This is a genomic window from Pseudoflavonifractor sp. SW1122, from assembly GCF_012027765.1.
GTDB lineage: Bacteria > Bacillota > Clostridia > Oscillospirales > Oscillospiraceae > Enterenecus > Enterenecus faecium.
The window spans coordinates 23,843-46,670 of the sequence record NZ_SJOS01000002.1 but is presented as its reverse complement, the minus strand read 5'-3'; the positions used below and the strand labels follow the sequence as shown (position 1 = coordinate 46,670).

Below are 22,828 nucleotides of genomic sequence, written 5' to 3'. Positions count from 1 at the left end.
ATCAACTCGGCACTTCTCCTTGGCTGGAAGCAAAACTCGCTATGACAAATATGATTTCATCTCCTCTGTTCCCTGTATTCAGAAAATTCTTGCATCTTGTCGTATTATGATGTATCATCCAGTTAGTATGCGCTAACCACTGGCGTTTGCTCTCGGAAAAGGTCTGTTTTATCATGAGGCGGGATAAGAACATGTTGCGAGAATATCTACAAAGTCAACGGATTCACCAAATTTCATGGAGTGTCAGTATGCCTGGAGTCCAGATCTGTCACTTTTCCCTGACAAGGTCCAGCAGAAATGGACAACTGCCCATTCCGGTGGTGGGAAAGCCTCTGCATTTTGAAGCCTTCTTTTGTTTCGGTGGTCGGCTTTTCCTTCATCCTGATCAAGCAGAGCCCTATACCGTGGAAACGTCAGATATTCTTCTTCTCTCAGACCCCTCATGGCTTCTCTCCTGCCAGTGTAGCCCAGACCTGTGTGGTGTACTGGTGGCGGTAGATGCAAAGCTGGCAAAGGACAGTTTTTCCTCTATCTGTACCACAATGGGAATGGAACTAGACACTAAAATCGTCAGAGAAAAGATGATTTCAAGCAGGGGTCATATGGTTATATCCGGAACCTCCTGGTCCCAAGCACTGTTTCAGGATCTTCTGAACCTGTCGAAAGAAGCTCAGGAGCGGTATTGCGTATTTAAGGCTGTGGAATTGTTATATTTGCTCTGCTCCAAAGTACCGGTTTCTCATACACCAGGTACCAATGTCCATCGCTATGTCCCCCAGAGCATTTTGGAGGCCACATGGTATATGCAGGCCCATTTGGGGGAGAAACTCACCATCCCCCACATCTGCAAACAATGCTCTGTTTCCCCCACATTTTTGAAGGAATGGTTTCACCGTGCGTATGGGGTTTCCGTCCATAGCTGGTTGGTAGAACAGCGCATGAAACAGGCCCATAAACTGATTTGCACATCCAAACTCCCCATCCACCAAATCGCACAAGCCGTGGGCTACACCGGAATCAGTCAATTCAATGCAACATTCAAACGATTCTATGGTATGACCCCAAGCCGACTGAGAAAAATGTCAGAAACCGCAATCTCGCGTCCGATTTGACAACGAAAAGTGTCCTACTTTGCTGCTATAATGATGAGACATTCCAAAGAAGCCTGGAACAAAAGGAGTGACGCCAATGAAGCAGCATCGATTTTGGGCCTGGGGGGCCGTCATCTGTATGATCATGGTCATGGTGACAGGCTACAAGAGAAAGTAAGGGAAAGGATGGGTTACCATGAGTATTTATAGCAAATTGGCCTGCTTTGCAGGCGGAGCCTTGTTTGGATCCTTCGGGATCAAACTGCTGTCCAGCAAGGACGCAAAAAAAGCCTACGTTCATGCCACTGCCGTAGGACTGCGCATGAAGGATTCTGTAATGGAGACCGTAACCACGGTACAGGAGAATGCTGCTGACATTCTTGCCTCTGCCAAAGACTTGAATGAAGCTCGCGCTGCCAAGGAGGCAGAGGAAACTGCTGCCTCCAAGCTGGACGAGGTGGACGCCTAAGAAAACAGCAGAGGGAGCCGCATGGGCGGCTCCCTTTTTTCATCAAGGAGGTCAAATCATGAAGGCAATCATCCTGCACGAAAGCCGTGGGCGCATCCGTATTCGGGTCCAGCAACCGCGAATGACGTTGGAGCAGGCGGATCTGTTGGAGGCCTGGCTGTTGCGCAAGCCGTGGGCACGGCAAGTGTCGGTGCATGAGCGCACGTGCTGTGTCATCTTACACTATGACGGCAGCCGTCAAACCGTATTGGACGATATCCGCCGCTTCTCTTGGCAAGAGGCTACTGAGTCCATTTCTCTGCCTGTTCACAGCAGCCGTGCATTAAACCGAGAGTTTGAGGAAAAACTGGTGGGAAAAATTGTGTTGAAAGCAGCATCCTCGTTGTTTCTTCCCTCCCCTCTACGGATCGCCCGTATATTATGGCGTATGGTGCCATTTGTGCATCGTGGCCTAAGCTGTCTACTGCGGGGAAAACTGCGAGTGGAGGTTCTGGATGCACTTTCCATTTCCATCTCTGCCTGCCGTAGAGACTTTGGAACCGCCGGAGCCGTCATGTTCCTTTTGGAAATTAGCGAATTGCTGGAAGAATGGACCCGCAAAAAATCTGTGGAAGACCTGGCCCGGTGCATGTCTCTGAATGTAGATCGAGTTTGGTTACGCACACCCCAGGGAGAAGTATTGGTCCCCATCTCACAAGTTACGGCTGGAGACACCGTTGTGGTTCGCTCCGGAGGTGTGATCCCGGTAGATGGTCTCGTGCTGGAAGGAGAAGTCACAGTAAACCAAGCTTCTCTCACAGGCGAATCTGTCCCGGTTTCTAAGCACTCCGGCAGCACTGTCTACGCTGGTACTGTGGTAGAAGAAGGCGAATGCGTTGTGGAGGTAAAACAGGCCTCTGGCCAAAGCCGCTACGACCAAATCGTTCAAATGATTGAACGCTCCGAGCAGTTAAAGTCCGCTGCCGAAAGTAAAGCTTCCACTCTTGCAGACAAACTAGTTCCCTACACGTTTGCAGGTAGTTTGCTCAGCTTTGTACTTACCGGCAATGTTACACGGGCACTGTCTGTACTCATGGTGGACTTCTCCTGCGCTTTGAAGCTGGCCATGCCCTTGGCTGTTCTCTCCGCCATGCGAGAGGCTGGAAAGGCTCACATTACGGTCAAGGGCGGAAAATTTCTGGAAGCAGTTGCCATGGCGGATACCATCGTTTTTGACAAAACCGGCACTCTCACTCACGCCTGCCCGAAAGTTGTCCAGGTCCTTGCCTTCGGGGGAAGGCAAGAAGAAGAGATGCTTCGTCTGGCCGCTTGTCTGGAAGAGCACTTCCCCCACTCCGTTGCCAACGCAGTGGTTGAGAAAGCCAAGCAACAGGGCCTAACCCATGATGAATTCCACTCAAAGGTGGAATACCTAGTGGCCCATGGCATCGCCAGCACCGTCAATGGAGAACGGGTCCTCATCGGCAGCGCTCATTTTGTATTTGAGGATGAGGGATGCGTGGTACCGGAAGAAGATCAAGCCCAATTTGATGCTCTGCCATCGGAATTCTCCCACCTGTACCTGGCCATCGGGGGACGACTGGCAGCCGTTATTTGTATCTCTGACCCAATGCGAGAAGAAGCTGCCGCAGTACTCTCCCAGCTTCGGAATATGGGTATCAAAAAAACAGTGATGCTCACCGGTGACAGCCATCGGACTGCAGCAGCCATTGCTGCACAGTTGGGTGTGGACGAATTTCGTGCTGAGGTATTGCCCGCAGATAAAGCAGAATTTATTGCTCAACTGCGCCAGAATGGCCACACAGTTTTGATGGTGGGTGACGGCATCAATGACTCCCCTGCCCTATCCGAGGCAGATGCAGGCATAGCGATCCGAGATGGTGCCGCCATTGCCCGGGAAATTGCTGATATCACCATGGCTGCCGACAGCCTGTGGGAACTGGTGGAGCTGCGTCGAATCGCTATGGCACTTATAGCCCGTATTCATTCCAATTACCGCTTTGTAATCGGATTTAATGGCGCACTCATTGGGCTGGGCGTTGCAGGCATTTTGCCCCCTGCCACCTCTGCCATGCTGCACAACATCTCCACCGTAGGTGTTAGCTTGCGGAGCATGAGCCAGCTCCCACAGTAATCACCATACGTGCATCTCTGTTACAGAAGTGTTTACAAAACACATTATGACATCACATCTGCTGTTGCGAACATTTTTACCATCTATTTGGTGTTATTCGTAACCCACTATATTTTTGCGCCTCCATCCATATGATGAGGGGAAGCACAGCGGTATGCCAGTCGTCCCCATAAGGGGCGCATATGGCAAATAAACACAAAGATACTACCACCCCCCCCCCGCCGGGGTCATTGCAAACAACACAGGTATTACCGCCCGCAGTCCTTTCGAGGATTGCGGGCATTTTTTATTCGACGCTTTTCGACGTTCACCATTCATCTCAACAAGTATATAATCTTCCAACCTGGCATGCGTACGCCTTTTGGCGTGCGCATCAGCCTGTCGAAAAAGGTCACCTTTTGGTGGCCTTTTTCGACAGGCTGCGAGGAGCAAGCGTATGCTTGCTCCTCGTTGACTTTTGCTCAACCTATGCAGGCATGAACTGCGGCAGTAGCTCCATCTGCCACCGCCGTGGCTACCTGACGCACCTGCTTGACCCGAATGTCTCCCACGGCGTAGACACCGGGAATGCTGGTCTCCATCCAGTCGTTGACAGGGATGTAGCCGTCTTGCAGCTCCAGCTCCGTATACAGCTGGGTATTGGGTACCGTCCCGGCATAGACAAAGATGCCGCACCCGGGATCGTCCACGGTGGTGATGGAGCCGTCCACCTCACTGCGAAGGTCCAGCTGCTCCACTTGGTTCTCCCCGCGGACGGCGTGCAGGCGTGTGTTGAGCATCAACTGGATGTTGCGGGTCTTCTTCACCTTGTCTCGGAACTCCGCAATGCAGCCCAGCTGGGGCTCGAAGTGGATGATGGTCACCTTCTCTGCCAGACTGGCCAGGTACAGGGCTTCTTTCACAGCGCCGTCAGCACCGCCCACCACGTACACATGCTTTCCCGCATAGTTGGCCCCGTGCTTGGCGGCGTTCATGCCCATACCCTTTCCTGCCAGCTCCATTTCTCCGGGAATCCCCAGCTTGCGCCCGGTGGTACCATTGGCCAGGATGAGCTTTTTGCAGGTATACTGGCCCTGGTCTGTGACCACCGTCTTCACGTCTCCTTGCATCTGGACCTGCTCCACCGTCTCCCGACGGATTTCCACTCCGGCGCTCTCCGCCTGTTCCCGCATCCGAGCGGCAAAGGAGTCTCCCGTCTCTCCAGGGACGATACCTGTATAGTGGGTGACCGTAGAGACCTTCCCGATGAGACCGCCCACCTCGCCTTTCTCCAGAATCAAAACCTTCTTGCCACGGCTGACGCCGTAAATACCAGCACTAATCCCAGCGGGGCCAGCGCCCACCACAATGATATCATACATATCGCATACTCCTCTCTTTTTACATCAGGCCCAGGGCAAATTGCAGGACCAAACTCACAACGGTAATGGCCACCCAGCAGTAGGCACCCATGGCAATGGGCTTACCGCCGCTTTTGACCAATTGGATGATGTTGGTGTTCAGACCGATGGCAGCCATGGCCAACACGATCATGAACTTGCTCAGCTCCTTCAGGGGATCAAACACCGCAGCAGGAATCCCATTGCTCACGGACACGGTGGTAATCACCGATGCGGCGATGAAAAACAGAATGAAGAAGGGAAAGATTTTAGACATCTGAATTTTGGCCTCGCCGTTGCCCCGCTCCTTCCGGGTGCGCATCAGAGCCAACACCAAAGTGATGGGAATGATGGCCAGGGTGCGGGTCAGCTTCACAGTCACCGCCTTGTCCAGAGTCTGGGTACCCAGATTCCACATGCTGTCCCAGGTGGCAGCGGTGGCCGTGACCGAAGAGGTATCATTTACCGCCGTCCCGGCAAAGATACCGAAGGCCTCGCCGGACGTGGTATCAAAGCCCACCAGTTGGCCCAGCGCGGGGAAAAGCAAGGCGGCCAAGACATTGAAGAAGAAAATCACAGAGATGGCCTGAGCCACTTCGTTTTCGTCGGCGTCAATAACAGGAGCGGTGGCAGCGATGGCGGAGCCGCCGCAAATGGAGGACCCCACACCCACCAAGGTGGCCACTTTGCCGGGGATGTTCATCCATCGGCTGAGGAGAACCGCCACCACCAGGGACACCGTAATGGTGCACACGATGATGGGCAGCGATTGGCGTCCGGTTTGAATCACCACGTTCAGGTCCATTCCAAAGCCCAGGAGCACCACCGCCCACTGCAGCACCTTCTTGGAGACGAACTTGATGCCGCTGTCCACGGGCTCCCGCCACTTCCAAACTAAGGTGATTACCATGCCGGCCAAAATGGCGATGACCGCCCCACCAATAATCGGGAATGCTTTCCCTGCAAACCAAGATGGAACCGCTATGGCCAGGCACAGCAAAATTCCATATCCATTCTTTTTCACGAACTGCAACGTTATTCCACCTTTCTCTGATTTTGGTCTCTCTTGTTGTTCAAGTGCATTATAATACGGCTCTTCCAAAAAATAAAATTATTTATATTGATATATAGATAAATTTCCGTTATGATATAGAGGATCATTGACGAGGAGGTCTCCCCATGCTGGACTTTCGCATTGAAACCTTTTTAAGTGTATGTCGGCATATGAGCTTCACCGCCGCCTCGGAGGAGCTGCACATCACCCAGCCCGCCGTCTCCCAACACATTCGCTTTCTGGAGAAGACCTATGGCTGTCCTCTCTTTCTCCGGGATGGGAAACGAATTGCCCTTACTCCGGCCGGTAAGGTGCTGCTGCGCACCATGGGTTCCCTGCGCAACGACGAGAAAGCCCTGGTCCGGCGGATGCAAGAGGCGGGGTCCCAGGGGAAAACTCTGGTGTTCGGCGCCACCCGTACCATCGGAGAGTACGCCATCCTCCCCGCTCTGTCCCAGTATCTCAAACAGCACCCAGACGTGAATGTCCAGGTGCGGTATGGCAACACCCAAATGCTGGTGGACCTGCTCCACGCCGGGGAGATCGACTTCGCTCTGGTGGAAGGCTATGTCTCCCTGGAGGACTTCGACATTTTGGTGGACCGGGTGGAGCCATATCTTCCGGTATGTGCCATAGACCACATCTTTCAAAAGCCGGTGTCCTCCCTGCGGGACCTGCTGGGGGAGCGACTGCTCATCCGAGAGAAGGGCTCAGGCACCCGGGAGATTCTGGAGAAATACCTCTCAGCCTTCAACCTGAGTGTGTCCGACTTCTCCCACTATGCCCAGGTGGAAAACATGCACAGCATTGTGGGGCTGCTGCTCCAGGACTGCGGCATCGCCTTCGTCTACCAGGCCGCTGTGCAAGATCTATTGAAAGAGGGGAAAGTGAAGGTGATTCCCATCTCCGACTTCCAGATGCACCACGAGTTCACCTTCATCTGGAGCAAAAACAGCTGTTTTGCCCAGGAATACCGGGAGATCTGCCAGCAACTTCACAGCAACTGTCAACGCCCCCTTGACGAAGTCCCCGTCCAGTGATACCATTGGCGTTAGCGCAACCAAACTGCAAAGGAGTTTCACCATGCATTCCCAACTCATTTATCTCATTCTTCTCTCTGCGGTCACCGGTGTGGGCGGCCTGGCCCTGGGTGGCCTGCTGGCTCTGCTGCTCAAGCGAGAGTCCCCCAAGGGCACCAGCCTGCTCTTGAGTTTCACTGCCGGGCTGATGCTGTGTATTGTCTGCTTCGACATGATTCCCGAGGCCATGGAGCAGGTGGACCAGCTCATCATTCCCCCTGTATGCCTGGTGCTGGGCTTTCTCATTACCTTCGCTCTCAACGCCTGGATTGACAAGAGCATGCACCACGAAGATCACCACCACCCCCACCACTGTGCCTGTGGCCACCATGACCTGAAGACCGCCGGGTTTGTGCTGGCCGCCGCCGTGGCCCTGCACAACATGCCGGTGGGTATGGCGGTGGGCACCACCGTGGCGGTACAGGGCATCTGCTATGCCAGCCTGCTCACCGCTGTCACCATCGCCTTTCACAACATCCCCGAGGGCATGAGTATTGCGGTTCCCCTCCTCCACGACGGCACCAAGCCCTGGTCTGCCATTGGCGTGGCCGCCCTCAGCGGCGCTCCCACGGTGCTGGGCGCTCTGCTGGGCTACTTCATCGGCAATCAGACCCCCATGGCCCTATCCGTGGCCATGAGCATTGCAGGCGGTGCCATGCTGTATGTAGTGTTCTTTGAACTACTCCCCGAGGCCTACCAGCAGTGGCGCTCCAAGTGGGCCATTCTGGCCACCATCATTGGCTTTGCTCTGGGTCTGCTCCTCATCTCCAGCCATCTGCACATCCACGTACATCCCCACTAATGAAAGGTGGTACAACTATGACAGACCGTGAACTGGTCGCTCTGGCCCACGCCATGCTGGACCGGGCCTATGCCCCTTACTCTCACTTCCCGGTTGGGGCGGCGCTGCTGTGCTCGGACGGGACGGTATTTACTGGCTGCAACGTGGAAAATGCCGCCTATGGGCAGTGCTTATGTGCTGAGCGCACGGCGCTAGTTAAGGCGGTGAGCGAGGGACACACCCACGACTGGGAGACCCTGGCTGTGATCTCCCGGGGAGAAGATTACTGCTGGCCCTGCGGCGCCTGTCGCCAAATGTTGTATGAATTCAAACCAAATTTACGTATTTTAGTGGCCCGAGGAGACCAAAGCTATCAGGAAGTAACCTTGGAGCAACTGATGCCCCACGGCTTTGGCCCTCAACAGCTCAACGATGTTTGATGAATAAACCTCCTTTCCCCTGCCCATACTACCAGTGGCAGAGAAAAGGAGGTTTTTCACGTGTTTTTAGACAAATTAGCCTTGTCCCTGGCCATTATCGGTGGTCTGAACTGGGGCGCCATCGGTTTGTTCAACTTTGACTTGGTGGCCCTGATCTGTGGTGGCTCCGGCAACTGGCTGGCCCGCACCATCTATGCGCTGGTGGGTCTGGCCGCTGTGTGGTGCATCACCCTGCTGTTCCGTCCCATGGAACACCATGACAACCGACAGACCTATCACGGATAAGTCCGTAAAAAATCCCCGACTTGGAGAAGTCGGGGATTTTTTACGGGTATCTTATTTTAACAACAAATTCACGGAACCGCCCAGGGCTTCGATGACGCCGTACCCCTCCCGGGCGTGGCAGCCGCCCACGGAGCCGGGGTTCATCAGGTAGATACCCTCCCGGTACACCACCTTGGCTAGGTGGGTGTGTCCAAAGCAAGCCACCTGCACCTGGCGATTTTTTGCCTCCTGGAGTAGCTCATCCAGCCCGCTTTTTACGTATTGCAGGTGTCCGTGAGTGAGGAGGAACCGCACTCCTTCCAGCTCCACCACCCGCAGGTCTGGGCCCTTGCCCCAGTCGCAGTTGCCCCGGACAATGTCCATGGGGATATCCGGGTACAGCTGGGACAGCTCGATACCGTCCCGGTAGTGGTCGCCCAGAAAGAAGACATGATGGGGCCGTTCGTGCTCCATGGCCTCCACCATCTTGCCCATGGCGCTGTGGGAGTCGGAGAATACAAGTATTTTCATGGTAGTCACCTTTTCTTTGTTTACTCATATAATAGAGCAGGCGAGCCAGAAGGGCTCTCCTGCCGTAGAGGAGGAATTGCCATGGCAAACTTGAATGGTCTGCTCCACAATCCGCAGGCCGCACAGCTGCTGTCCGACCAAAAAAAGCTGGAAGAACTGCGTAACGCCCCGGAGACGCAACAGCTATTCTCCATGCTGCAAAAGAGCACCGGCGGCGACCTGGAACAGGCGGCCAACCATGCCGCTCAGGGGGATTCCGCTTCCCTGGTCTCTGCCATTCGCAAGCTGATGCGGGACCCGGAAGGGGCCAAACTCATGGAGAAGATGAAACAACATCTCAACCAATAGCCATAAACAGGAGGGGAAGCCAATGGCGGAGTGGGAAGAAAAACTGGAGGGGATTTTGTCCAATCCCCAGGCCATGGAACAGATCATGTCTCTGGCCAAATCTCTGGAAGGGGGCGAGAATTCCGCCTCTCCATCCGCTTCCGCTCCGGCCCCTTCCCCGCCCTCTGCCCCCTCTGACTTGTCCGGGTTCTTGGGGAGTGTGGGGCAGCTGGACCCTAAAATCTTGTCCACAGCGGCCAAACTCTTCTCTCAAATGGGTAGACAGGACGATCGGCGCACCGCTCTGCTCCAGGCCCTGAGGCCCTTTGTGAAACCGGAGCGGTACGCCAAGCTGGACAAAGCCATCCAAATCGCCAAACTCTCGGTGCTCATCCGCAGCGGACTAGAGCTATTCCGGGCAAAGGAGGATGACCATGTATAGCCACTACTTACACGATGACGATTGGATGGTATTGGACGACCAGCCTGCCCAGGAGCCGCCCCGACGGGAGCGGCCCCACAGCCAGCCAACGCCCCCGGCCAACAACGCCATCTTTCGGGAGGTGTCCGGGGGCCTGACGCAGCTATTAGACGGGCTTGGAAAGCATTTCTCCCTGGAAAACATCGACACGGGCGACATTCTCCTGGTACTCATTCTGCTGTTTCTCTTTTTAGAGGGGGATAACCTGGAACTGGTCATCACCTTAGGACTCATGCTGCTGTTGGGTCTGGGGGGCGACGAAGAAAAAACATAACCCTTTAGGGGGCCACAAAGCCCACCTTTTTATACACCTTCCGCAGGGTCTTCTGGGCCACGCGGGAGGCTTTTTCTGCGCCGTCACGGTAGACGCTCTCCAAATAGGCCTTGTCCTTCATGATGCGGGTGGCCTCCTCCCGGATGGGACGCAGGCACTCCACCACGGCCTCACCCACAGCGGGCTTAAAGACGCCGTAGCCCTGTCCGTCAAACTCCTGCTCGATCTCCTGGAAGGTCTTGCCCGTCACGGAGGAGTAAATGGTCATCAGGTTGGCCACACCGGGCTTGTGCTCGGGATCATAGCGCACACAGTTCTCCCGGTCGCTGTCGGTGATGGCACGCTTAAACTGCTTCATGATGACGGTGGGGTCATCCATCAAGCACACCCGTCCGGTGTCCTCATTCTCCGACTTGGACATTTTGGAGTCGGGGTTGGTCAGGGACATGATGCGGGCGCCCACCTTGGGAATATAGGGCTCGGGCATCTTAAACACATCTCCATAAATGCCGTTGAAGCGCTGGACAATGTTGCGGGTCAGCTCCACGTGCTGCTTCTGGTCCTCTCCCACAGGCACATAGTCGGGCTGATAGAGGAGGATATCCGCGGCCATGAGAGAGGGATAGGTGAAGAGGCCGCCGTTGATATTGTCCGCATTCTTGGCAGACTTATCCTTAAACTGAGTCATGCGGGACAGTTCGCCAAACATGGCATAGCAGTTGAGCACCCAGCCCAGCTCGGCATGCTGGTGGACATGGGACTGGATGAACAGGGTGTTCTTCTCCGGGTCCAGACCACAGGCGATATACTGGGCCAGCTGCTCCAGAGTGCGCCGACGCAGATCAGCGGGGTTCTGACGCACGGTGATGGAGTGCAGGTCTGCCATGAAGTAGTAACAATCATATTCTTCAGCTCGGGCTGCCCAATTCTTAATGGCGCCCAAATAGGAGCCCAGGGTCAAATCCCCGCTGGGCTTAATACCGGAGAGCATGACTTTCTTTTCCGTTTGCTGTTGCATATGCTTCACAACCTTTGCTATTTTTCCCAATCAGCCGCCCGTATTGGGCATAAATGGGCCTGATTTTAGCCCTTTGCTGTTTTCCACACATTATACCACATCCCTGTAAGGGCTGCAACCAGCGGGTGTAATTACTACAATTTGTTTCCACATCCTTAAGAATTCTTAAGAAAAGACCCATGGCAGTGTTAAAATTTATCCCCCATACTATGACACATGTAGGGGGCTGTTCCCCCTGACACCTCATAGGAGACAGATACGCTATGACGAATATTTTGGAATACCTGGAACGCAGCGCACAGCTGTACCCTGAAAAACCAGCTCTGGTGGACGAGCGGCAGTCGATTACCTTCGCCCAAGCGCTGGAGGACAGCCGACGGGTGGGCTCCTCCCTGGCCCTCTCCCTGACCAAGGGACAGCCTGTGGCTGTCTATATGGAAAAGAGCGTGGAAAACCTCTGCGCCTTCTGGGGCATTGTGTATGCCGGCGGTTTTTACGTATCCTTTAATACCCAGCTTCCCACTTCCCGGCTCCAGCAAATGCAGTCGGTGTTGCAGGCGCCCTTTGTCATCACCGACGAGGAGCACCGGGCAGCTCTGGAAGAGGTATTTCCGCCTCACCGCATCCTGCTCTATCAGGACCTGGTGAAAAGCGCTGTGGACCGTGCCCTGCTGGCCCAAATCCGGCAGCGCCACGTGGACACCGCCCCCCTCTACGCCAACTTCACCTCCGGCTCCACCGGGGTACCCAAAGCCGTAGTGGTGGGACACCGCTCTACCCTGGATTTCATTGACCACTTCTGCCCCATCTTCTCCATTACCCAGAAGGACGTCATTGCCAACCAGGCCCCCTTTGACTTTGACGTATCGGTGAAGGACATCTACTCTGCCCTGGCCACCGGCGCCACCTTGGTGTTGGTGCCCCGCCCCCTGTTCTCCCAGCCTCAGCAGTTGCTGGATTTCCTGTGTGAACACCGGGCCACCACCCTGATATGGGCGGTATCCGCTCTGTGCTTAATCACCACTGTCCACGGTTTGGACTATCGCACACCAGAGACGGTGAACAAGGTGCTGTTCAGCGGCGAGGTGATGCCCGCCAAGCACCTAAAGATCTGGATGGAGCACTTGCCCCGCGCCCAATTTGTCAATCTGTACGGCCCCACTGAGATCACCTGCAACTGTACATACCATATCATTGACCGGGAGCGGTCCTATCCCGACGGCATTCCCATGGGACAAGCGTTTCCCAACGAGGATGTGTTCCTACTGGACGGAGACGACCAGCTGGTCACTTCTCCCAACGTAGTGGGCGAGGTGTGTGTGCGAGGCTCGGCCCTGGCCTTGGGCTACTACCGAAACCCGGACCAGACGGCCGCTGCCTTTCCCAACAATCCCCTCAACCCATGCTATCCCGAGCGCATCTATCGCACCGGAGACTTGGCCCGATACTCCACCCTGGGAGAGCTGCACTTCTGTGGTCGCAAGGACTTCCAGATCAAGCACATGGGCCACCGTATTGAGTTGGAGGAAATTGAGCGGGCTGTGTCCAATCTCCCCGGTGTGCATCGGTGCTGCTGCGTGTTCCACAGCGAAAAACATCGGCTGTATGCCTTCTATCAAGGAGAGCTCACCTCCAAGGAACTGCGCTTGCAGCTGCTCCCCACCCTTCCCCCGTATATGATTCCCAATGTGTTCCGTCAGGTGGACCAGTTCCCCCTGAACAAGAACGGCAAAATTGACCGCACATTACTGATGAAAGGAGCTGGTAGCCGTGGATGATATCGCTGTGCAATCCCTGCTCACGCAATATGCCACCCCCCTGTACCTGTTTGACGGGGAAACGCTGCAACAGCGGGTTTCCTACCTGCGTTCCAAACTGCCTTCCGGAGTAGGTCTGTGCTACGCCATCAAGGCAAATCCCTTCCTGGCCGGGTACCTCTCTCCTCTGGTGGAGCGGCTGGAGCTGTGCTCCCCCGGTGAGTACCGCATCTGTGCCCAACAGGGCCTGCCCCTGTCCCAGTTTGTGGTATCTGGGGTGTACAAGACCCCAGAGTTCATCCAGGAAATCCTGCCCAACTCTCCGGCCATCTTTACGGTGGAGTCCATGGAGCAGTTTGATCTCATCCACTGCACCGCCCAGGACAGCGGCTCCCCGGTGTCCCTGCTGCTGCGGCTGACCAGTGGAAATCAATTTGGTCTGGAAAAGGACGAGATCATCGAGATTCTCACCCAGCACCAGAATGATCCGCTGCTCCACTTTAAGGGTATCCAGTACTTCTCCGGCACCCAGAAGACCTCGGTGAAGCGTCTGACCCGGGAACTGTCCACGGTGGACGAGTTTTTGCAGACTCTGGAGCAGCTGCTGGGCCATCCCATGGAAGAATTGGAGTTTGGCCCCGGCTTCCCGGTGAGTTACTACGCCGAGGATGACTTCCCGGAGGACGAGTACCTGGAACAATTTGCCCAGCTGCTACAAACTATGACCTTCTCCGGCACCATCACCCTGGAGCTGGGCCGGAGCCTGGCCGCTCACTGTGGCACCTACTTCACCCGGGTAGTGGACGCCAAGTGCAACCACAAGCAGAACTACGCCATTGTAGACGGTGGCATGCACCAGCTGGTGTACTACGGCCAGTCCATGGCCATGAAGCTGCCCCCCATCCGCCACTACACCCACCATTCCCCGGGAAATGTGGAGCCGTGGAACATCTGTGGCTCTCTATGCACCATCAATGACATTCTGGTCAAGCAGCTGCCCCTCCCCTCTCTCCACGTGGGAGATGTGCTGGCCTTTGAGCGCACGGGGGCCTACTGCATGACCGAGGGTATTTCCCTATTCCTCAGCCGGGACCTGCCCGCCGTGCTGTACCGCCACCCAGACGGACAGGTGGACGAGCTGCGCTCCCACTTTGAAACCTACCATCTCAATACATCAAATCTACAGAAATGAGGTAATTATCATGGAACAACTGCTGGAAATCTTGGAGGAAATTCGCCCCGACCTGGACTTTGCCAATTGCCAGGACCTCATTGATGGGCACCACCTGAACTCTCTGGACATTATCTCCATCGTGGCCGAACTGGAAGACGCCTTTGACATCACCGTTCCCACCGTGGAAGTCATTCCCCACAACTTCAACTCCGCCCAAAACCTCTGGGCTATGATTCAACGTCTCCAAGAGGAGGGATAACATGGCCTCCTACTTCTCCCCCCAGTACCTGGCCGTCCTGCTCCCTGCTACGGTGGGGCTCTATGCCATCACACCGCAACGGGCGCGCCGCGTGATTCTGCTGCTGGCCAGCTATGCGTTCTTCTGGGCGGTGAGCGGGTCGCTGATTGTCTACTTACTCTTTTCCACTCTGTCCATTCACCACCTGGGGCTGTGGCTGGAACTGACCGCACGCAACGGGAAGGAAAGGCTGGCACTGGCGGAGTCGGACCAACGGAAAGCCATCCGTGCTGGCATTCAGCGGCAACAGCGGGGTATCATCCTGCTGGCGGTGGTCATTCACATCGGCCTGCTCCTCACCCTCAAGTACAGCCACTTCTTCCTCAGCAACGGAAACGCCCTGCTGCGCTTCCTCCACATGCCCGCCATTCTTCCGGTGCCCTCCTTCTTGCTCCCCATCGGCATCTCTTTCTACACCCTCCAGGCGGTGTCCTACCTGATTGACGTGTATCGGGGCAAGATTCAGGCCGACCACAACCTCTTCCGCCTGGCTCTGTTCCTGGGCTTCTTCCCTCAGATGATGGAGGGCCCCATTTGTCGCTATGAGCAGACCGCCCAGCGGCTGTGGGAGGCGCCCCCCATGTGCTGGAACAACTTCTTGCTGGGTGGTCAGCGCATCCTGTGGGGCATCATCAAGAAGATGGTGGTGGCGGACCGACTGAACATCTTCATTCTCAACGTCTTTTCCGACTACGACCAGTACAACGGCTCCATCATCGCCGTGGCCGCCATCTGCTACACCATTCAGCTGTACATGGACTTCTCCGGCACCATCGACGTGGCTCTGGGCAGCGCCCAGCTCTTCGGGGTCGCCCTGCCGGAAAACTTCCAGCGTCCCTTCTTCTCCCGCACCATCTCGGAGTTCTGGCAGCGGTGGCACATCACCCTGGGCACCTGGTTCAAGGACTACATCTTCTACCCGGTGAGCATGTCCAAGCCCATGAAGAAGCTCACCTCCAAGGCCAGAAAGCGCTTCGGCCCCCGTTACGGCCCCATCCTCACCAGCAGCGTAGCGCTGTTGTGTGTCTGGCTGTGTAACGGCCTGTGGCACGGTTCGGCCTGGAACTACATCTTCTTCGGCCTGTACCATTTCGCCCTGATCTTTGCTGGAAATCTGGTGCAACCTCTGGTCCTCACCGTCACCGAGCGGCTCCACATTGACCGCAACCACATGGCCTATCGGCTCATGCAGACCCTTAGAACCTGTGTGCTGGTGTGCATCGGTGAGCTGTTCTTCCGGGCGGAGGGCCTGAAGAACGGCCTGAAAATGGCCTGGCGCATGGTGACCGACTGGTCCTTCTCTCCCATCCTCAAGGGCAACCTCTTTGCCTACGGCATTGACGGCCCCGACACCGTTCTGGTGGCGCTCTTCCTGGTATTTCTTCTGGTTGTGGGTATTATGCAGGAGCGGGGCGTCAAGTTGGGTGAGACCCTGGTGTCCAAGTCCTGGCCGGTGCGCATTGCCGTGTATTATGCGGCCATCTGCTTCCTGGTCATCTTCGGTGCCTACGGTATCGGCTACATCCCTGTTGACCCCATCTATGCAGGCTTTTAATCGGAGGTAATCTCATGGTAAAAATCGCAAAAACCCTCTTGGGCCTTGCCGCCTTTGCCCTGGGGCTTCTGGTGATTCTCTACGGCCTGTCCTTTCTCTTCATTCCCAAGAACAACACCAAGGACGCCGGTATGGAAGAGGTCATCGCCAACGGCATTCAGGGAGAACCCGAAAATTCCATTGACGTGGTAGTGGTGGGAGACAGCGAGTCCTACTTCTCCATCTCCCCCCTGCTCATCTGGAAAGACACCGGATACACCAGCTACGTGTGCGGCAGCGGCCGCCAGTACCTCTCCTACAGCAAGACCCTGTTGGAGCGTGCCTTTGAGACCCAGTCCCCCAAGCTGGTGATTCTGGAAACCCTGTGTATCTACCGTCAAATTCCGGCGAAAACCGTGGTGATGGATGAGGTATCCCGGTACCTGCCCATCCTCCGCTACCACGACCGCTGGAAGACCATGACCCGGGAGGATTTCAGCCCCACCGACGGCAACAGCTACACCACGCCCTATAAGGGATACCGCCTGAGCAGTGCAGCCAGCAGTGCAGATGCCACCAACTACATGGCCTACACGGATAAAACTGCATCCATTCCCGTGCTCAATCGGCTGTTGGTGGAGCAGATTCAGGAGCTGTGTGAGGAGCACGGCGCCAAGCTGCTGTTGCTGAGTACCCCCAGCACCGTCAACTGGAACTATCAGCGCCACAACGGCATTCAGGAGCTGGCGGACGAGCTGGGCCTGGAATACATCGACCTGAACACCAGGACCCAGGAGGTTCCCATCGACTGGTCCAAAGACACCTTTGACCGGGGCGATCACTTGAATCACACTGGAACGGTCAAGGTCTCTCAATTCCTGGCCAAATACCTGGAAGGGACCCAGATGTTCTCTGATCGTCGGGGAGACAGCAAATACGCCAGCTGGAACACTCTCCTTCAAGATTACGAGGCGGAAGTGGCCAAAGCTTCCTAAACACACAAATGTCCTCCTGATTGGCAGGAGGACATTTGTGCGTGTCGAAAAAGTTCGACACGCTTCTCGAAAATGCCAGCATTTTCTCGAGAAGTTGCAGCCCGCTGCATGCAGCCTTGGGTCAAAGGGCGACCCAAGACCACACTGGCGGGCTGAGAAGTGTTTTTTCCGATGCGCATGTCCCCGAAAAAAACAGATTTTGATTTATTTTCCCGCCCCCGGGCGGGAAAACTCTGCCGAGGGCTTTTTATGGTGCAAGACGATGTATTTTTCTTGCATGAATATGAGGTTATTGACAGCCTGTCCTTTTTTGCAAAAACCCCCTGTCTTTTTAGACAGGGGATTTGAATTACCGTCGGCTTCTGGAACCCAGAAAGCGAAGGAGATACAAAAACAGGTTGATGAAATCCAAATACAGCTGGAGGGCGGAGTAAATCGAGGCCCGCTCCAGCAGCGCCACATCATGGCTGAAATACTCGTAGTTCTTCTTGATCTTCTGGGTGTCATAGGCGGTGGCACACAGGAAAATCACAAGCCCCACCATACACACCAGTCGATCCAGCGCACCGATATCAAAGAGCATCAGCACCAAACCGCTGATGACCAGGAAGATGAGCCCGCCGAAAATCAGAGGGCGCAGACGGGACAGGTCCGTGTGGGTGAATCGGCCATACAGGGCAAAGCCGCCGAAAAAGAGGGCGGTCAACCCAAAGACCAAAATCAACGCCGCCACATCAAAGGCCACAAAATAGACGGAGAACACCACGCCATTGAGTATGGAGTAGATGAAAAACAGGCCTCTGCTCACATGCACCGATTGCTTATGCAGGCGGGCGGAGAAGACCAAAACCACGGCGATTTCCGCCACCAGCAGTATCATCAAAATGGAGGGCGTGGTCATCAGCAGCCGTATCACCAGGCCGCTGGCAGCCATATACCAGGCCAGCGCAAAAGTGACCATAAGCCCTAAGAACATCCAGCCAAAGGTGCGGGAAATATAGAGATTGAGGGTCACCCCTCCTCCCTTAGCGTAGCTGCTGTCAAACTCGCCAGGGTTAAAAGAACCATATTGTTGCATATCAGGTCTCCCGATCCACTTGTTTCATGGTTTTCAAATTTCCAATTTTCAAACTGCGGCGGTCCAGCTCGGCCATCACATCCTCCAGAGGGATGTTCTGCTGGGCCATCATCACCATCAGGTGATAGATGAGGTCGGAAATCTCGCCCACGGTGTCCTCTTTGACTCCGTTCTTTGCGGCGATGATGGTCTCCGCACACTCCTCTCCCACCTTTTTGAGGATCTTATCCAGCCCCTTGTCAAACAGGTAGCAGGTATAGGAGCCCTCCTGGGGATTGGACCTACGGTCCAGAACCACCGAGTACAGGCTCTGCATAGTATCGTTCATGGGAATCCTCTCCTTATCGTATTCCATGGTACAGGTTGATTATACTTCGATTTCCCGAAAAAAACAACTGGTGGCCCCGGTGTGACAGGTAGGGCCTTTGGGAGTACACAGGTACAGCAGGGTATCGGTATCGCAGTCGGTAAAGATCTCGTTGACATAGAGAAAATGCCCGCTGCTCTCCCCCTTGTTCCACAGCTTCTGGCGGCTGCGGCTCCAGAACCAGGCGGTTTTGGTCTCCAGGGTCTTCTCCACCGCCTCCCGGTTGGTAAAGCCCAGCATCAGCACCTGGCGGGTGTTGGAATCCTGGATAATCACCGGGATAAGGTCTGACTTTTGAAAGAGCAAATCCAGATCAAACATGCCCCTCTCCCCTCTCTCGCACCGGGATATTCTGCTCCCGGAGGTATTCTTTCACCTGGGGAACCGTAAGCTCCCCAAAGTGGAACAGGCTGGCGGCCAGGGCGGCGTCGCACCCGGTCTCCTCAAAGACCTGGGCGAAGTGGCTCAGCTCCCCACAGCCCCCCGAGGCAATCACCGGGATGGTCACAGCGCTGGTCACCGCCCGGGTCAGCTCCAGGTCGAATCCTGCCTTGGTGCCGTCGGCATCCATGGAGGTGAGGAGGATTTCCCCCCCCCCCAGCTCCTGGCCCCGTTTGGCCCACTCCACGGCGTCCAGCCCGGTGGGAATGCGGCCACCCGCCACCACCACCTCAAACCAGCCCTCTTCCCGGCGCTTGGCGTCAATAGCCAATACCACGCACTGAGAGCCAAAGAGCTGGGCGGCGTCGGCTATGAGCTGAGGATTCTTCACCGCCGAGGAGTTGACGGAAATCTTGTCCGCCCCCGCCCGCAGCAGGCGGCGAAAATCCTCCACCGTACGGATGCCGCCTCCCACGGTGAGGGGGACAAACACCTGGCTGGCGGTGCGCTCCACCACGTCCTCCACGGTGTCCCGGGCGTCGCTGGTGGCGGTGATGTCCAGAAAGACAATCTCATCCGCCCCCTGGTCTGAGTAGTACCGGGCCAGCTCCACCGGGTCCCCGGCGTCCCGGATGTTGACGAAGTTGACCCCCTTCACCACCCGTCCGTCCCGGACGTCCAGGCAGGGGATGATGCGTTTGGCTAGCATTGGGCTCCACCGTCCTTCACCGCCTGGGCCAGGTCGATGGCCCCAGCGTAGTAGGCTTTTCCAATGATGGCCCCGTATACCCCCATACGCTCCAGGTCCACGATGTCCTGGTTGCAGGACACCCCACCGGAGGCAATGAGCTGACAGGAAACCGCCTTCTGTAGCTGTTGCAGGCGGCCAAAAGAGGGGCCGGACAGCATACCATCGGTCTCAATATCGGTGAAAATGATGATCTTAACCCCCAGGCGCTCCATCTGTCGGGCAAAGTCCAGATAGTCCAGCCCGGAGTCCACCTCCCAGCCAGCGGTCTTCACCTTGCCGTCCCGGGCGTCAATGCCCACGGCGATGCGGTCGGCCCCATAGGTGGCGATGGCCTGGGCCACCAGCTCCGGATTGGAGACGGCGGCGGACCCGATCACCGCCCGGGTCACCCCCAGGGCAAACACGGCTTTCAGGTCTTCCATAGAGCGGATGCCGCCCCCCAGCTCCACCTGGAGCCCCAGGGTTGCCACCGCCTGCACCAGCTGGGCATTGCGGCGCACGCCATCCCGGGCCCCGTCCAGGTCCACCATGTGAATCCAGGTTGCTCCGGCCTCCTGAAAGGCCCGAGCCACCGTCACCGGGTCGGTGGCCACTTGGTGCACCGTGTCAAAGCTGCCTTTGTAGAGCCGTACCACAGCCCCGTCCTTCAAATCAATGGCTGGTAATATGATCATGGGTTCATCGCTCCAAAATTCTTTAGGATTTCCAGGCCCACATCCCCGCTCTTCTCCGGGTGGAACTGGGTGCCGAAAAAGTTGCCATTTTGCACGGCGGCCACCACCTCCATGCCGTAGTCCGTGGTGGCGATGACCTGGCTGGGATTGGCTGCCCGCCCGGAAAAAGAGTGGACAAAGTACACCCAGGCCCCTTCACTTAGCCCTCGGAACAAAGGCGAGGGGTTGGGAAAGGATAAGCTGTTCCAGCCGATGTGGGGCAGCTTATAGGAGGTCTCCATGCGCTGGACCGTGCCGGGGATGACCCCCAAGCCGGAACAGGCCTCCCCTTCCTCTCCCTGGGCAAAGAGCAGCTGCATCCCCAGGCAGATGCCCAGCACCGGCTTGTCCTGTCCCATGCGAAGGATAGCCTGGTCCAGCCCGGTCTGGCGCAGCTTGCGGGCGGCATCCGGGAAAGCACCCACGCCGGGGAGCAGAATGGAATTGGCCCGCTCCAGCTCCTTGGGGTCTCCGGTGATGCGGTTGTCAAGACCCACGTAGGTCAGGGCGTTGGAGACGCTTTTCAGGTTCCCCACCCCGTAGTCTACAATGGCGGTATAACTCATAGCGCTTCCTCGTTTCTTTAGAGTACCCCTTTAGTGGAGGTCACACCGCTGCCCACCACCTGGGCGGCCTCCTTCAGGGCCATTCCCAGGGATTTGTACAAGGCCTCGGTGATGTGGTGGGCGTTGTCCCCGTACTCGCAGGTCTGGTGGAGGGTAATGCCGCCGTGGACGGCGAAGGCCTGCATAAATTCCTTAGTCAGACAGCTGTCATAACCCCCGATCATGGGCTGGGGCATGTTCGCCTGGAACACCAGATAGGGGCGGTTGGAGCAGTCCAGCACCGTGCGGCACAGAGCCTCGTCCATGGGCACATAGGCGGTGCCAAAGCGGCGGATGCCGTTTTTATTTCCCAGGGCCTGGCGAAAGGCCTGGCCCAGCACGATGCCCGTGTCCTCCACGGTGTGGTGGCCGTCCACGTACAGGTCCCCCTCCACCCGGAGGGTGAGCCCCCACCCGGCGTAAAAGGCCAGAGCGGTGAGCATATGGTCAAAAAATCCGATGCCCGTGGACACGGACACCGCTCCCCCCTCCAGGCAGAGGGAGAGGGAAATGTCCGTCTCCTTGGTCTTACGGCTGATTTCTGCGCATCTCATGGTCAGTCCTCCTCTGCAAAGCGCACCTGGATGGAGTTGGCGTGGGCGGTGAGGTGCTCGGACTGGGCCAGGGTGATGATCTCATCCTTCACCCGCTCCAGGTCCTCCCGGCCATACTCCAGCACGCTGGTCTTTTTCACAAAGGAGTCCACCGACAAGGGGGAGAAGAATCGGGCGGTGCCGCTGGTGGGCAGCACGTGGTCCGGCCCTGCCATGTAGTCCCCCAGAGGCTCCGGGGTATTGCCGCCCAGGAAGATGGCCCCGGCATTATGTACCAGCTCCAGCACTCGGCGGGGGTCCTCTGTGACGATCTCCATGTGCTCCGGGGCCACCTGATCTGCCAGTCTGGCGCAGGTCTCCAAGTCGGGGCAGATGATGGCGCAGCCGAAGTCCCGCAGGGACTGCTCCATGATCTCCCGGCGGCTTAAATAGCCCAACTGGCGGGTGATCTCTTTCTGCACCGCCTGAGCCAGCTCCATGCTGTCGGTGAGGAGCACTGCCGAGGCCAGGGGGTCGTGCTCGGCCTGACTGAGCAGGTCGGCAGCCATGTGGCAGGGGTTGGCGGTTTGATCGGCGATGACCAGCACCTCGGAGGGACCCGCCACCATGTCAATGTCCAGGTTGCCGTAGGCCATGCGTTTGGCCTCCGCCACAAACGCGTTGCCCGGGCCCACCAGCTTGTCCACCCGGGGGATGAAGCCCGCCCCATAGGTGAGGGCGGCCACCGCCTGAGCGCCGCCCACAGCGATGCATCGGTCCACACCTGCCACCCAGGCGGCGGCCAGCACCACGTCGCTGAGGTTTTCCGTGGGCGGGGTGACCATGATAACCTCTTCCACCCCCGCCACCTTGGCAGGAATCACATTCATGAGCACCGAGCTGGGGTAGGCGGCACGGCCACCGGGGACGTACACCCCCACCCGCTGCAAGGGGCGGACCAGCCGCCCCACCTTGCCCCCGCTGGGGCTGTCCCACAGACGAAGGCCCATCTGCACCTCGCTCAACAGCTCCTGCTGATAGGCCCGGATGTGCTGGGCGCTGCGCTGGAGGGCAGCCAGCAGGTCCGGGGCAATCCGCCCCGCCGCCTGCTCCAGCTCCTCCATGGACACCTCTCGGGGAGGGTTTTGGTCAAATTTCACGGAGTACTCCTCCACCGCTTCGTAGCCCCGGGCCCGCACATCTTCCATGATGGCCGCCACACTGCGCTGAATCTCCGCCCCAGTCTGGGCGGCACGGGAGCGCATGGACGCCAATTTCTCCTGTTCTCGGCCTTCTCCGGCCACCACCAATTCCAACATA

General features: G+C 56.8%; 27 protein-coding genes. 15 read left to right on the top strand and 12 right to left on the bottom strand.

Going from position 1 to position 22,828, the window contains the following annotated elements; genetic code table 11:
- Positions 1-191 precede the first annotated feature (191 nt).
- The 3 genes from E0L15_RS00935 to E0L15_RS00925 all read left to right on the top strand — a co-directional run bounded on the left by E0L15_RS00935 (position 192) and on the right by E0L15_RS00925 (position 3,694).
- Positions 192-1,112: an AraC family transcriptional regulator gene (locus E0L15_RS00935; RefSeq protein WP_168124217.1), complete on the top strand. Its 921-nt coding sequence runs from the start codon at positions 192-194 to the stop codon at positions 1,110-1,112.
- Between the two features lie 175 nt (positions 1,113-1,287).
- A complete protein-coding gene (locus E0L15_RS00930; RefSeq protein ID WP_087231707.1) occupies positions 1,288-1,560 on the top strand; it encodes a DUF6110 family protein in 273 nt (90 codons plus the stop codon).
- Between the two features lie 58 nt (positions 1,561-1,618).
- Positions 1,619-3,694 carry a heavy metal translocating P-type ATPase gene (locus E0L15_RS00925; protein WP_206020506.1) on the top strand — a complete coding sequence of 692 codons (2,076 nt, stop codon included), beginning with the start codon at positions 1,619-1,621 and terminating at the stop codon, positions 3,692-3,694.
- Positions 3,695-4,155: 461 nt separating this feature from the next.
- Here the strand turns inward: E0L15_RS00925 and E0L15_RS00920 are convergent, their stop codons facing one another.
- Entirely contained in the window at positions 4,156-5,055 is a 900-nt protein-coding gene (locus E0L15_RS00920) for an NAD(P)/FAD-dependent oxidoreductase (RefSeq protein WP_168124216.1), read from the bottom strand.
- Between the two features lie 19 nt (positions 5,056-5,074).
- Positions 5,075-6,175, bottom strand: coding sequence for a YeiH family protein (locus E0L15_RS00915; RefSeq protein ID WP_168124215.1), 1,101 nt, complete (start codon positions 6,173-6,175; stop codon positions 5,075-5,077).
- 77 nt (positions 6,176-6,252) lie between these two features.
- Here E0L15_RS00915 and E0L15_RS00910 point away from each other — a divergent pair, with 77 nt between their 5' ends.
- The 4 genes from E0L15_RS00910 to E0L15_RS00895 are packed head-to-tail and all read left to right on the top strand — an operon-like array spanning position 6,253 to position 8,712.
- Positions 6,253-7,167, top strand: a complete 915-nt coding sequence (locus E0L15_RS00910) for a LysR family transcriptional regulator (protein WP_168124214.1) — start codon at positions 6,253-6,255, stop codon at positions 7,165-7,167.
- Between the two features lie 43 nt (positions 7,168-7,210).
- Positions 7,211-8,008: a ZIP family metal transporter gene (locus E0L15_RS00905; RefSeq protein ID WP_168124213.1), complete on the top strand. Its 798-nt coding sequence runs from the start codon at positions 7,211-7,213 to the stop codon at positions 8,006-8,008.
- A gap of 17 nt (positions 8,009-8,025) precedes the next feature.
- Positions 8,026-8,427 (top strand): cytidine deaminase, encoded by a 402-nt coding sequence (gene cdd, locus E0L15_RS00900; RefSeq protein ID WP_168124212.1) that lies wholly within the window; start codon positions 8,026-8,028, stop codon positions 8,425-8,427.
- Between the two features lie 60 nt (positions 8,428-8,487).
- Positions 8,488-8,712, top strand: coding sequence for a DUF378 domain-containing protein (locus tag E0L15_RS00895; RefSeq protein ID WP_087231725.1), 225 nt, complete (start codon positions 8,488-8,490; stop codon positions 8,710-8,712).
- A 51-nt stretch (positions 8,713-8,763) separates the two neighbouring features.
- Here E0L15_RS00895 and E0L15_RS00890 read toward each other — a convergent pair whose 3' ends face one another.
- Positions 8,764-9,222: a YfcE family phosphodiesterase gene (locus E0L15_RS00890; protein WP_087231728.1), complete on the bottom strand. Its 459-nt coding sequence runs from the start codon at positions 9,220-9,222 to the stop codon at positions 8,764-8,766.
- Between the two features lie 81 nt (positions 9,223-9,303).
- On the opposite strand from E0L15_RS00890, the gene E0L15_RS00885 reads away from it, so the two are divergent.
- Genes E0L15_RS00885 through E0L15_RS00875 form a run of 3 tightly spaced genes read left to right on the top strand, consistent with a single transcriptional unit; the run spans position 9,304 to position 10,304 of the window.
- Complete coding sequence (locus E0L15_RS00885; RefSeq protein ID WP_087231731.1) at positions 9,304-9,570, top strand: hypothetical protein; 267 nt, start codon at positions 9,304-9,306, stop codon at positions 9,568-9,570.
- Between the two features lie 22 nt (positions 9,571-9,592).
- On the top strand, positions 9,593-9,991 hold the full coding sequence (locus E0L15_RS00880; protein ID WP_087231734.1) for a hypothetical protein: 399 nt from the start codon (positions 9,593-9,595) through the stop codon (positions 9,989-9,991).
- Positions 9,984-10,304 carry a hypothetical protein gene (locus E0L15_RS00875; protein ID WP_087371359.1) on the top strand — a complete coding sequence of 107 codons (321 nt, stop codon included), beginning with the start codon at positions 9,984-9,986 and terminating at the stop codon, positions 10,302-10,304. The genes E0L15_RS00880 and E0L15_RS00875 overlap by 8 nt, the downstream gene beginning before the upstream one ends.
- A 4-nt stretch (positions 10,305-10,308) precedes the next feature.
- Here E0L15_RS00875 and trpS read toward each other — a convergent pair whose 3' ends face one another.
- On the bottom strand, positions 10,309-11,322 hold the full coding sequence (trpS, locus tag E0L15_RS00870) for a tryptophan--tRNA ligase (RefSeq protein WP_087231741.1): 1,014 nt from the start codon (positions 11,320-11,322) through the stop codon (positions 10,309-10,311).
- A 263-nt stretch (positions 11,323-11,585) separates the two neighbouring features.
- Here trpS and E0L15_RS00865 point away from each other — a divergent pair, with 263 nt between their 5' ends.
- From E0L15_RS00865 to E0L15_RS00845, 5 genes are read left to right on the top strand one after another with little or no spacing between them, the layout of a single operon-like run.
- Positions 11,586-13,100 (top strand): amino acid adenylation domain-containing protein, encoded by a 1,515-nt coding sequence (locus E0L15_RS00865; RefSeq protein ID WP_168124211.1) that lies wholly within the window; start codon positions 11,586-11,588, stop codon positions 13,098-13,100.
- Complete coding sequence (locus tag E0L15_RS00860) at positions 13,093-14,271, top strand: alanine racemase (RefSeq protein ID WP_347565957.1); 1,179 nt, start codon at positions 13,093-13,095, stop codon at positions 14,269-14,271. The genes E0L15_RS00865 and E0L15_RS00860 overlap by 8 nt, the downstream gene beginning before the upstream one ends.
- A 10-nt stretch (positions 14,272-14,281) precedes the next feature.
- Entirely contained in the window at positions 14,282-14,512 is a 231-nt protein-coding gene (locus tag E0L15_RS00855) for a phosphopantetheine-binding protein (RefSeq protein ID WP_087231748.1), read from the top strand.
- A gap of 1 nt (position 14,513) precedes the next feature.
- A complete protein-coding gene (locus E0L15_RS00850; protein WP_168124210.1) occupies positions 14,514-16,106 on the top strand; it encodes an MBOAT family protein in 1,593 nt (530 codons plus the stop codon).
- Positions 16,107-16,120: 14 nt separating this feature from the next.
- The gene (locus E0L15_RS00845) at positions 16,121-17,080 is read left to right on the top strand and encodes an SGNH/GDSL hydrolase family protein (protein ID WP_168124209.1); all 960 of its coding nucleotides are present in this window, start codon (positions 16,121-16,123) and stop codon (positions 17,078-17,080) included.
- 349 nt (positions 17,081-17,429) lie between these two features.
- Here the strand turns inward: E0L15_RS00845 and E0L15_RS00840 are convergent, their stop codons facing one another.
- Genes E0L15_RS00840 through hisD form a run of 8 tightly spaced genes read right to left on the bottom strand, consistent with a single transcriptional unit; the run spans position 17,430 to position 22,827 of the window.
- A complete protein-coding gene (locus tag E0L15_RS00840) occupies positions 17,430-18,158 on the bottom strand; it encodes a Bax inhibitor-1/YccA family protein (RefSeq protein ID WP_168124208.1) in 729 nt (242 codons plus the stop codon).
- Position 18,159: 1 nt separating this feature from the next.
- Positions 18,160-18,486, bottom strand: a complete 327-nt coding sequence (gene hisE / locus E0L15_RS00835) for a phosphoribosyl-ATP diphosphatase (RefSeq protein WP_087231758.1) — start codon at positions 18,484-18,486, stop codon at positions 18,160-18,162.
- Positions 18,487-18,525: 39 nt separating this feature from the next.
- Positions 18,526-18,846 (bottom strand): phosphoribosyl-AMP cyclohydrolase, encoded by a 321-nt coding sequence (gene hisI, locus E0L15_RS00830; protein ID WP_168124207.1) that lies wholly within the window; start codon positions 18,844-18,846, stop codon positions 18,526-18,528.
- Positions 18,839-19,615 (bottom strand): imidazole glycerol phosphate synthase subunit HisF, encoded by a 777-nt coding sequence (hisF, locus tag E0L15_RS00825; protein WP_168124206.1) that lies wholly within the window; start codon positions 19,613-19,615, stop codon positions 18,839-18,841. The genes hisI and hisF overlap by 8 nt, the downstream gene beginning before the upstream one ends.
- Positions 19,609-20,331 carry a 1-(5-phosphoribosyl)-5-[(5-phosphoribosylamino)methylideneamino]imidazole-4-carboxamide isomerase gene (gene hisA / locus E0L15_RS00820; RefSeq protein ID WP_168124205.1) on the bottom strand — a complete coding sequence of 241 codons (723 nt, stop codon included), beginning with the start codon at positions 20,329-20,331 and terminating at the stop codon, positions 19,609-19,611. Before hisA ends, hisF begins: the two co-directional genes overlap by 7 nt.
- Positions 20,328-20,936 (bottom strand): imidazole glycerol phosphate synthase subunit HisH, encoded by a 609-nt coding sequence (gene hisH, locus E0L15_RS00815; RefSeq protein WP_168124204.1) that lies wholly within the window; start codon positions 20,934-20,936, stop codon positions 20,328-20,330. The genes hisA and hisH overlap by 4 nt, the downstream gene beginning before the upstream one ends.
- 17 nt (positions 20,937-20,953) lie before the next feature.
- Entirely contained in the window at positions 20,954-21,529 is a 576-nt protein-coding gene (gene hisB, locus E0L15_RS00810; protein WP_168124203.1) for an imidazoleglycerol-phosphate dehydratase HisB, read from the bottom strand.
- Positions 21,530-21,531: 2 nt separating this feature from the next.
- Positions 21,532-22,827 (bottom strand): histidinol dehydrogenase, encoded by a 1,296-nt coding sequence (hisD, locus tag E0L15_RS00805; protein WP_168124202.1) that lies wholly within the window; start codon positions 22,825-22,827, stop codon positions 21,532-21,534.
- Position 22,828 lies beyond the last annotated feature (1 nt).

Bases quoted from the DNA above. Each gene is read 5' to 3' on its own strand.
- E0L15_RS00935 (WP_168124217.1), top strand. From the start codon at position 192: ATGTTGCGAGAATATCTACAAAGTCAACGGATTCACCAAATTTCATGG.
- E0L15_RS00930 (WP_087231707.1), top strand. From the start codon at position 1,288: ATGAGTATTTATAGCAAATTGGCCTGCTTTGCAGGCGGAGCCTTGTTT.
- E0L15_RS00925 (WP_206020506.1), top strand. From the start codon at position 1,619: ATGAAGGCAATCATCCTGCACGAAAGCCGTGGGCGCATCCGTATTCGG.
- E0L15_RS00920 (WP_168124216.1), bottom strand. From the start codon at position 5,055: ATGTATGATATCATTGTGGTGGGCGCTGGCCCCGCTGGGATTAGTGCT.
- E0L15_RS00910 (WP_168124214.1), top strand. From the start codon at position 6,253: ATGCTGGACTTTCGCATTGAAACCTTTTTAAGTGTATGTCGGCATATG.
- E0L15_RS00905 (WP_168124213.1), top strand. From the start codon at position 7,211: ATGCATTCCCAACTCATTTATCTCATTCTTCTCTCTGCGGTCACCGGT.
- cdd (WP_168124212.1), top strand. From the start codon at position 8,026: ATGACAGACCGTGAACTGGTCGCTCTGGCCCACGCCATGCTGGACCGG.
- E0L15_RS00890 (WP_087231728.1), bottom strand. From the start codon at position 9,222: ATGAAAATACTTGTATTCTCCGACTCCCACAGCGCCATGGGCAAGATG.
- E0L15_RS00885 (WP_087231731.1), top strand. From the start codon at position 9,304: ATGGCAAACTTGAATGGTCTGCTCCACAATCCGCAGGCCGCACAGCTG.
- E0L15_RS00880 (WP_087231734.1), top strand. From the start codon at position 9,593: ATGGCGGAGTGGGAAGAAAAACTGGAGGGGATTTTGTCCAATCCCCAG.
- E0L15_RS00875 (WP_087371359.1), top strand. From the start codon at position 9,984: ATGTATAGCCACTACTTACACGATGACGATTGGATGGTATTGGACGAC.
- trpS (WP_087231741.1), bottom strand. From the start codon at position 11,322: ATGCAACAGCAAACGGAAAAGAAAGTCATGCTCTCCGGTATTAAGCCC.
- E0L15_RS00865 (WP_168124211.1), top strand. From the start codon at position 11,586: ATGACGAATATTTTGGAATACCTGGAACGCAGCGCACAGCTGTACCCT.
- E0L15_RS00855 (WP_087231748.1), top strand. From the start codon at position 14,282: ATGGAACAACTGCTGGAAATCTTGGAGGAAATTCGCCCCGACCTGGAC.
- E0L15_RS00850 (WP_168124210.1), top strand. From the start codon at position 14,514: ATGGCCTCCTACTTCTCCCCCCAGTACCTGGCCGTCCTGCTCCCTGCT.
- E0L15_RS00845 (WP_168124209.1), top strand. From the start codon at position 16,121: ATGGTAAAAATCGCAAAAACCCTCTTGGGCCTTGCCGCCTTTGCCCTG.
- E0L15_RS00840 (WP_168124208.1), bottom strand. From the start codon at position 18,158: ATGCAACAATATGGTTCTTTTAACCCTGGCGAGTTTGACAGCAGCTAC.
- hisE (WP_087231758.1), bottom strand. From the start codon at position 18,486: ATGAACGATACTATGCAGAGCCTGTACTCGGTGGTTCTGGACCGTAGG.
- hisI (WP_168124207.1), bottom strand. From the start codon at position 18,846: ATGTTTGATCTGGATTTGCTCTTTCAAAAGTCAGACCTTATCCCGGTG.
- hisF (WP_168124206.1), bottom strand. From the start codon at position 19,615: ATGCTAGCCAAACGCATCATCCCCTGCCTGGACGTCCGGGACGGACGG.
- hisA (WP_168124205.1), bottom strand. From the start codon at position 20,331: ATGATCATATTACCAGCCATTGATTTGAAGGACGGGGCTGTGGTACGG.
- hisH (WP_168124204.1), bottom strand. From the start codon at position 20,936: ATGAGTTATACCGCCATTGTAGACTACGGGGTGGGGAACCTGAAAAGC.
- hisB (WP_168124203.1), bottom strand. From the start codon at position 21,529: ATGAGATGCGCAGAAATCAGCCGTAAGACCAAGGAGACGGACATTTCC.
- hisD (WP_168124202.1), bottom strand. From the start codon at position 22,827: ATGTTGGAATTGGTGGTGGCCGGAGAAGGCCGAGAACAGGAGAAATTG.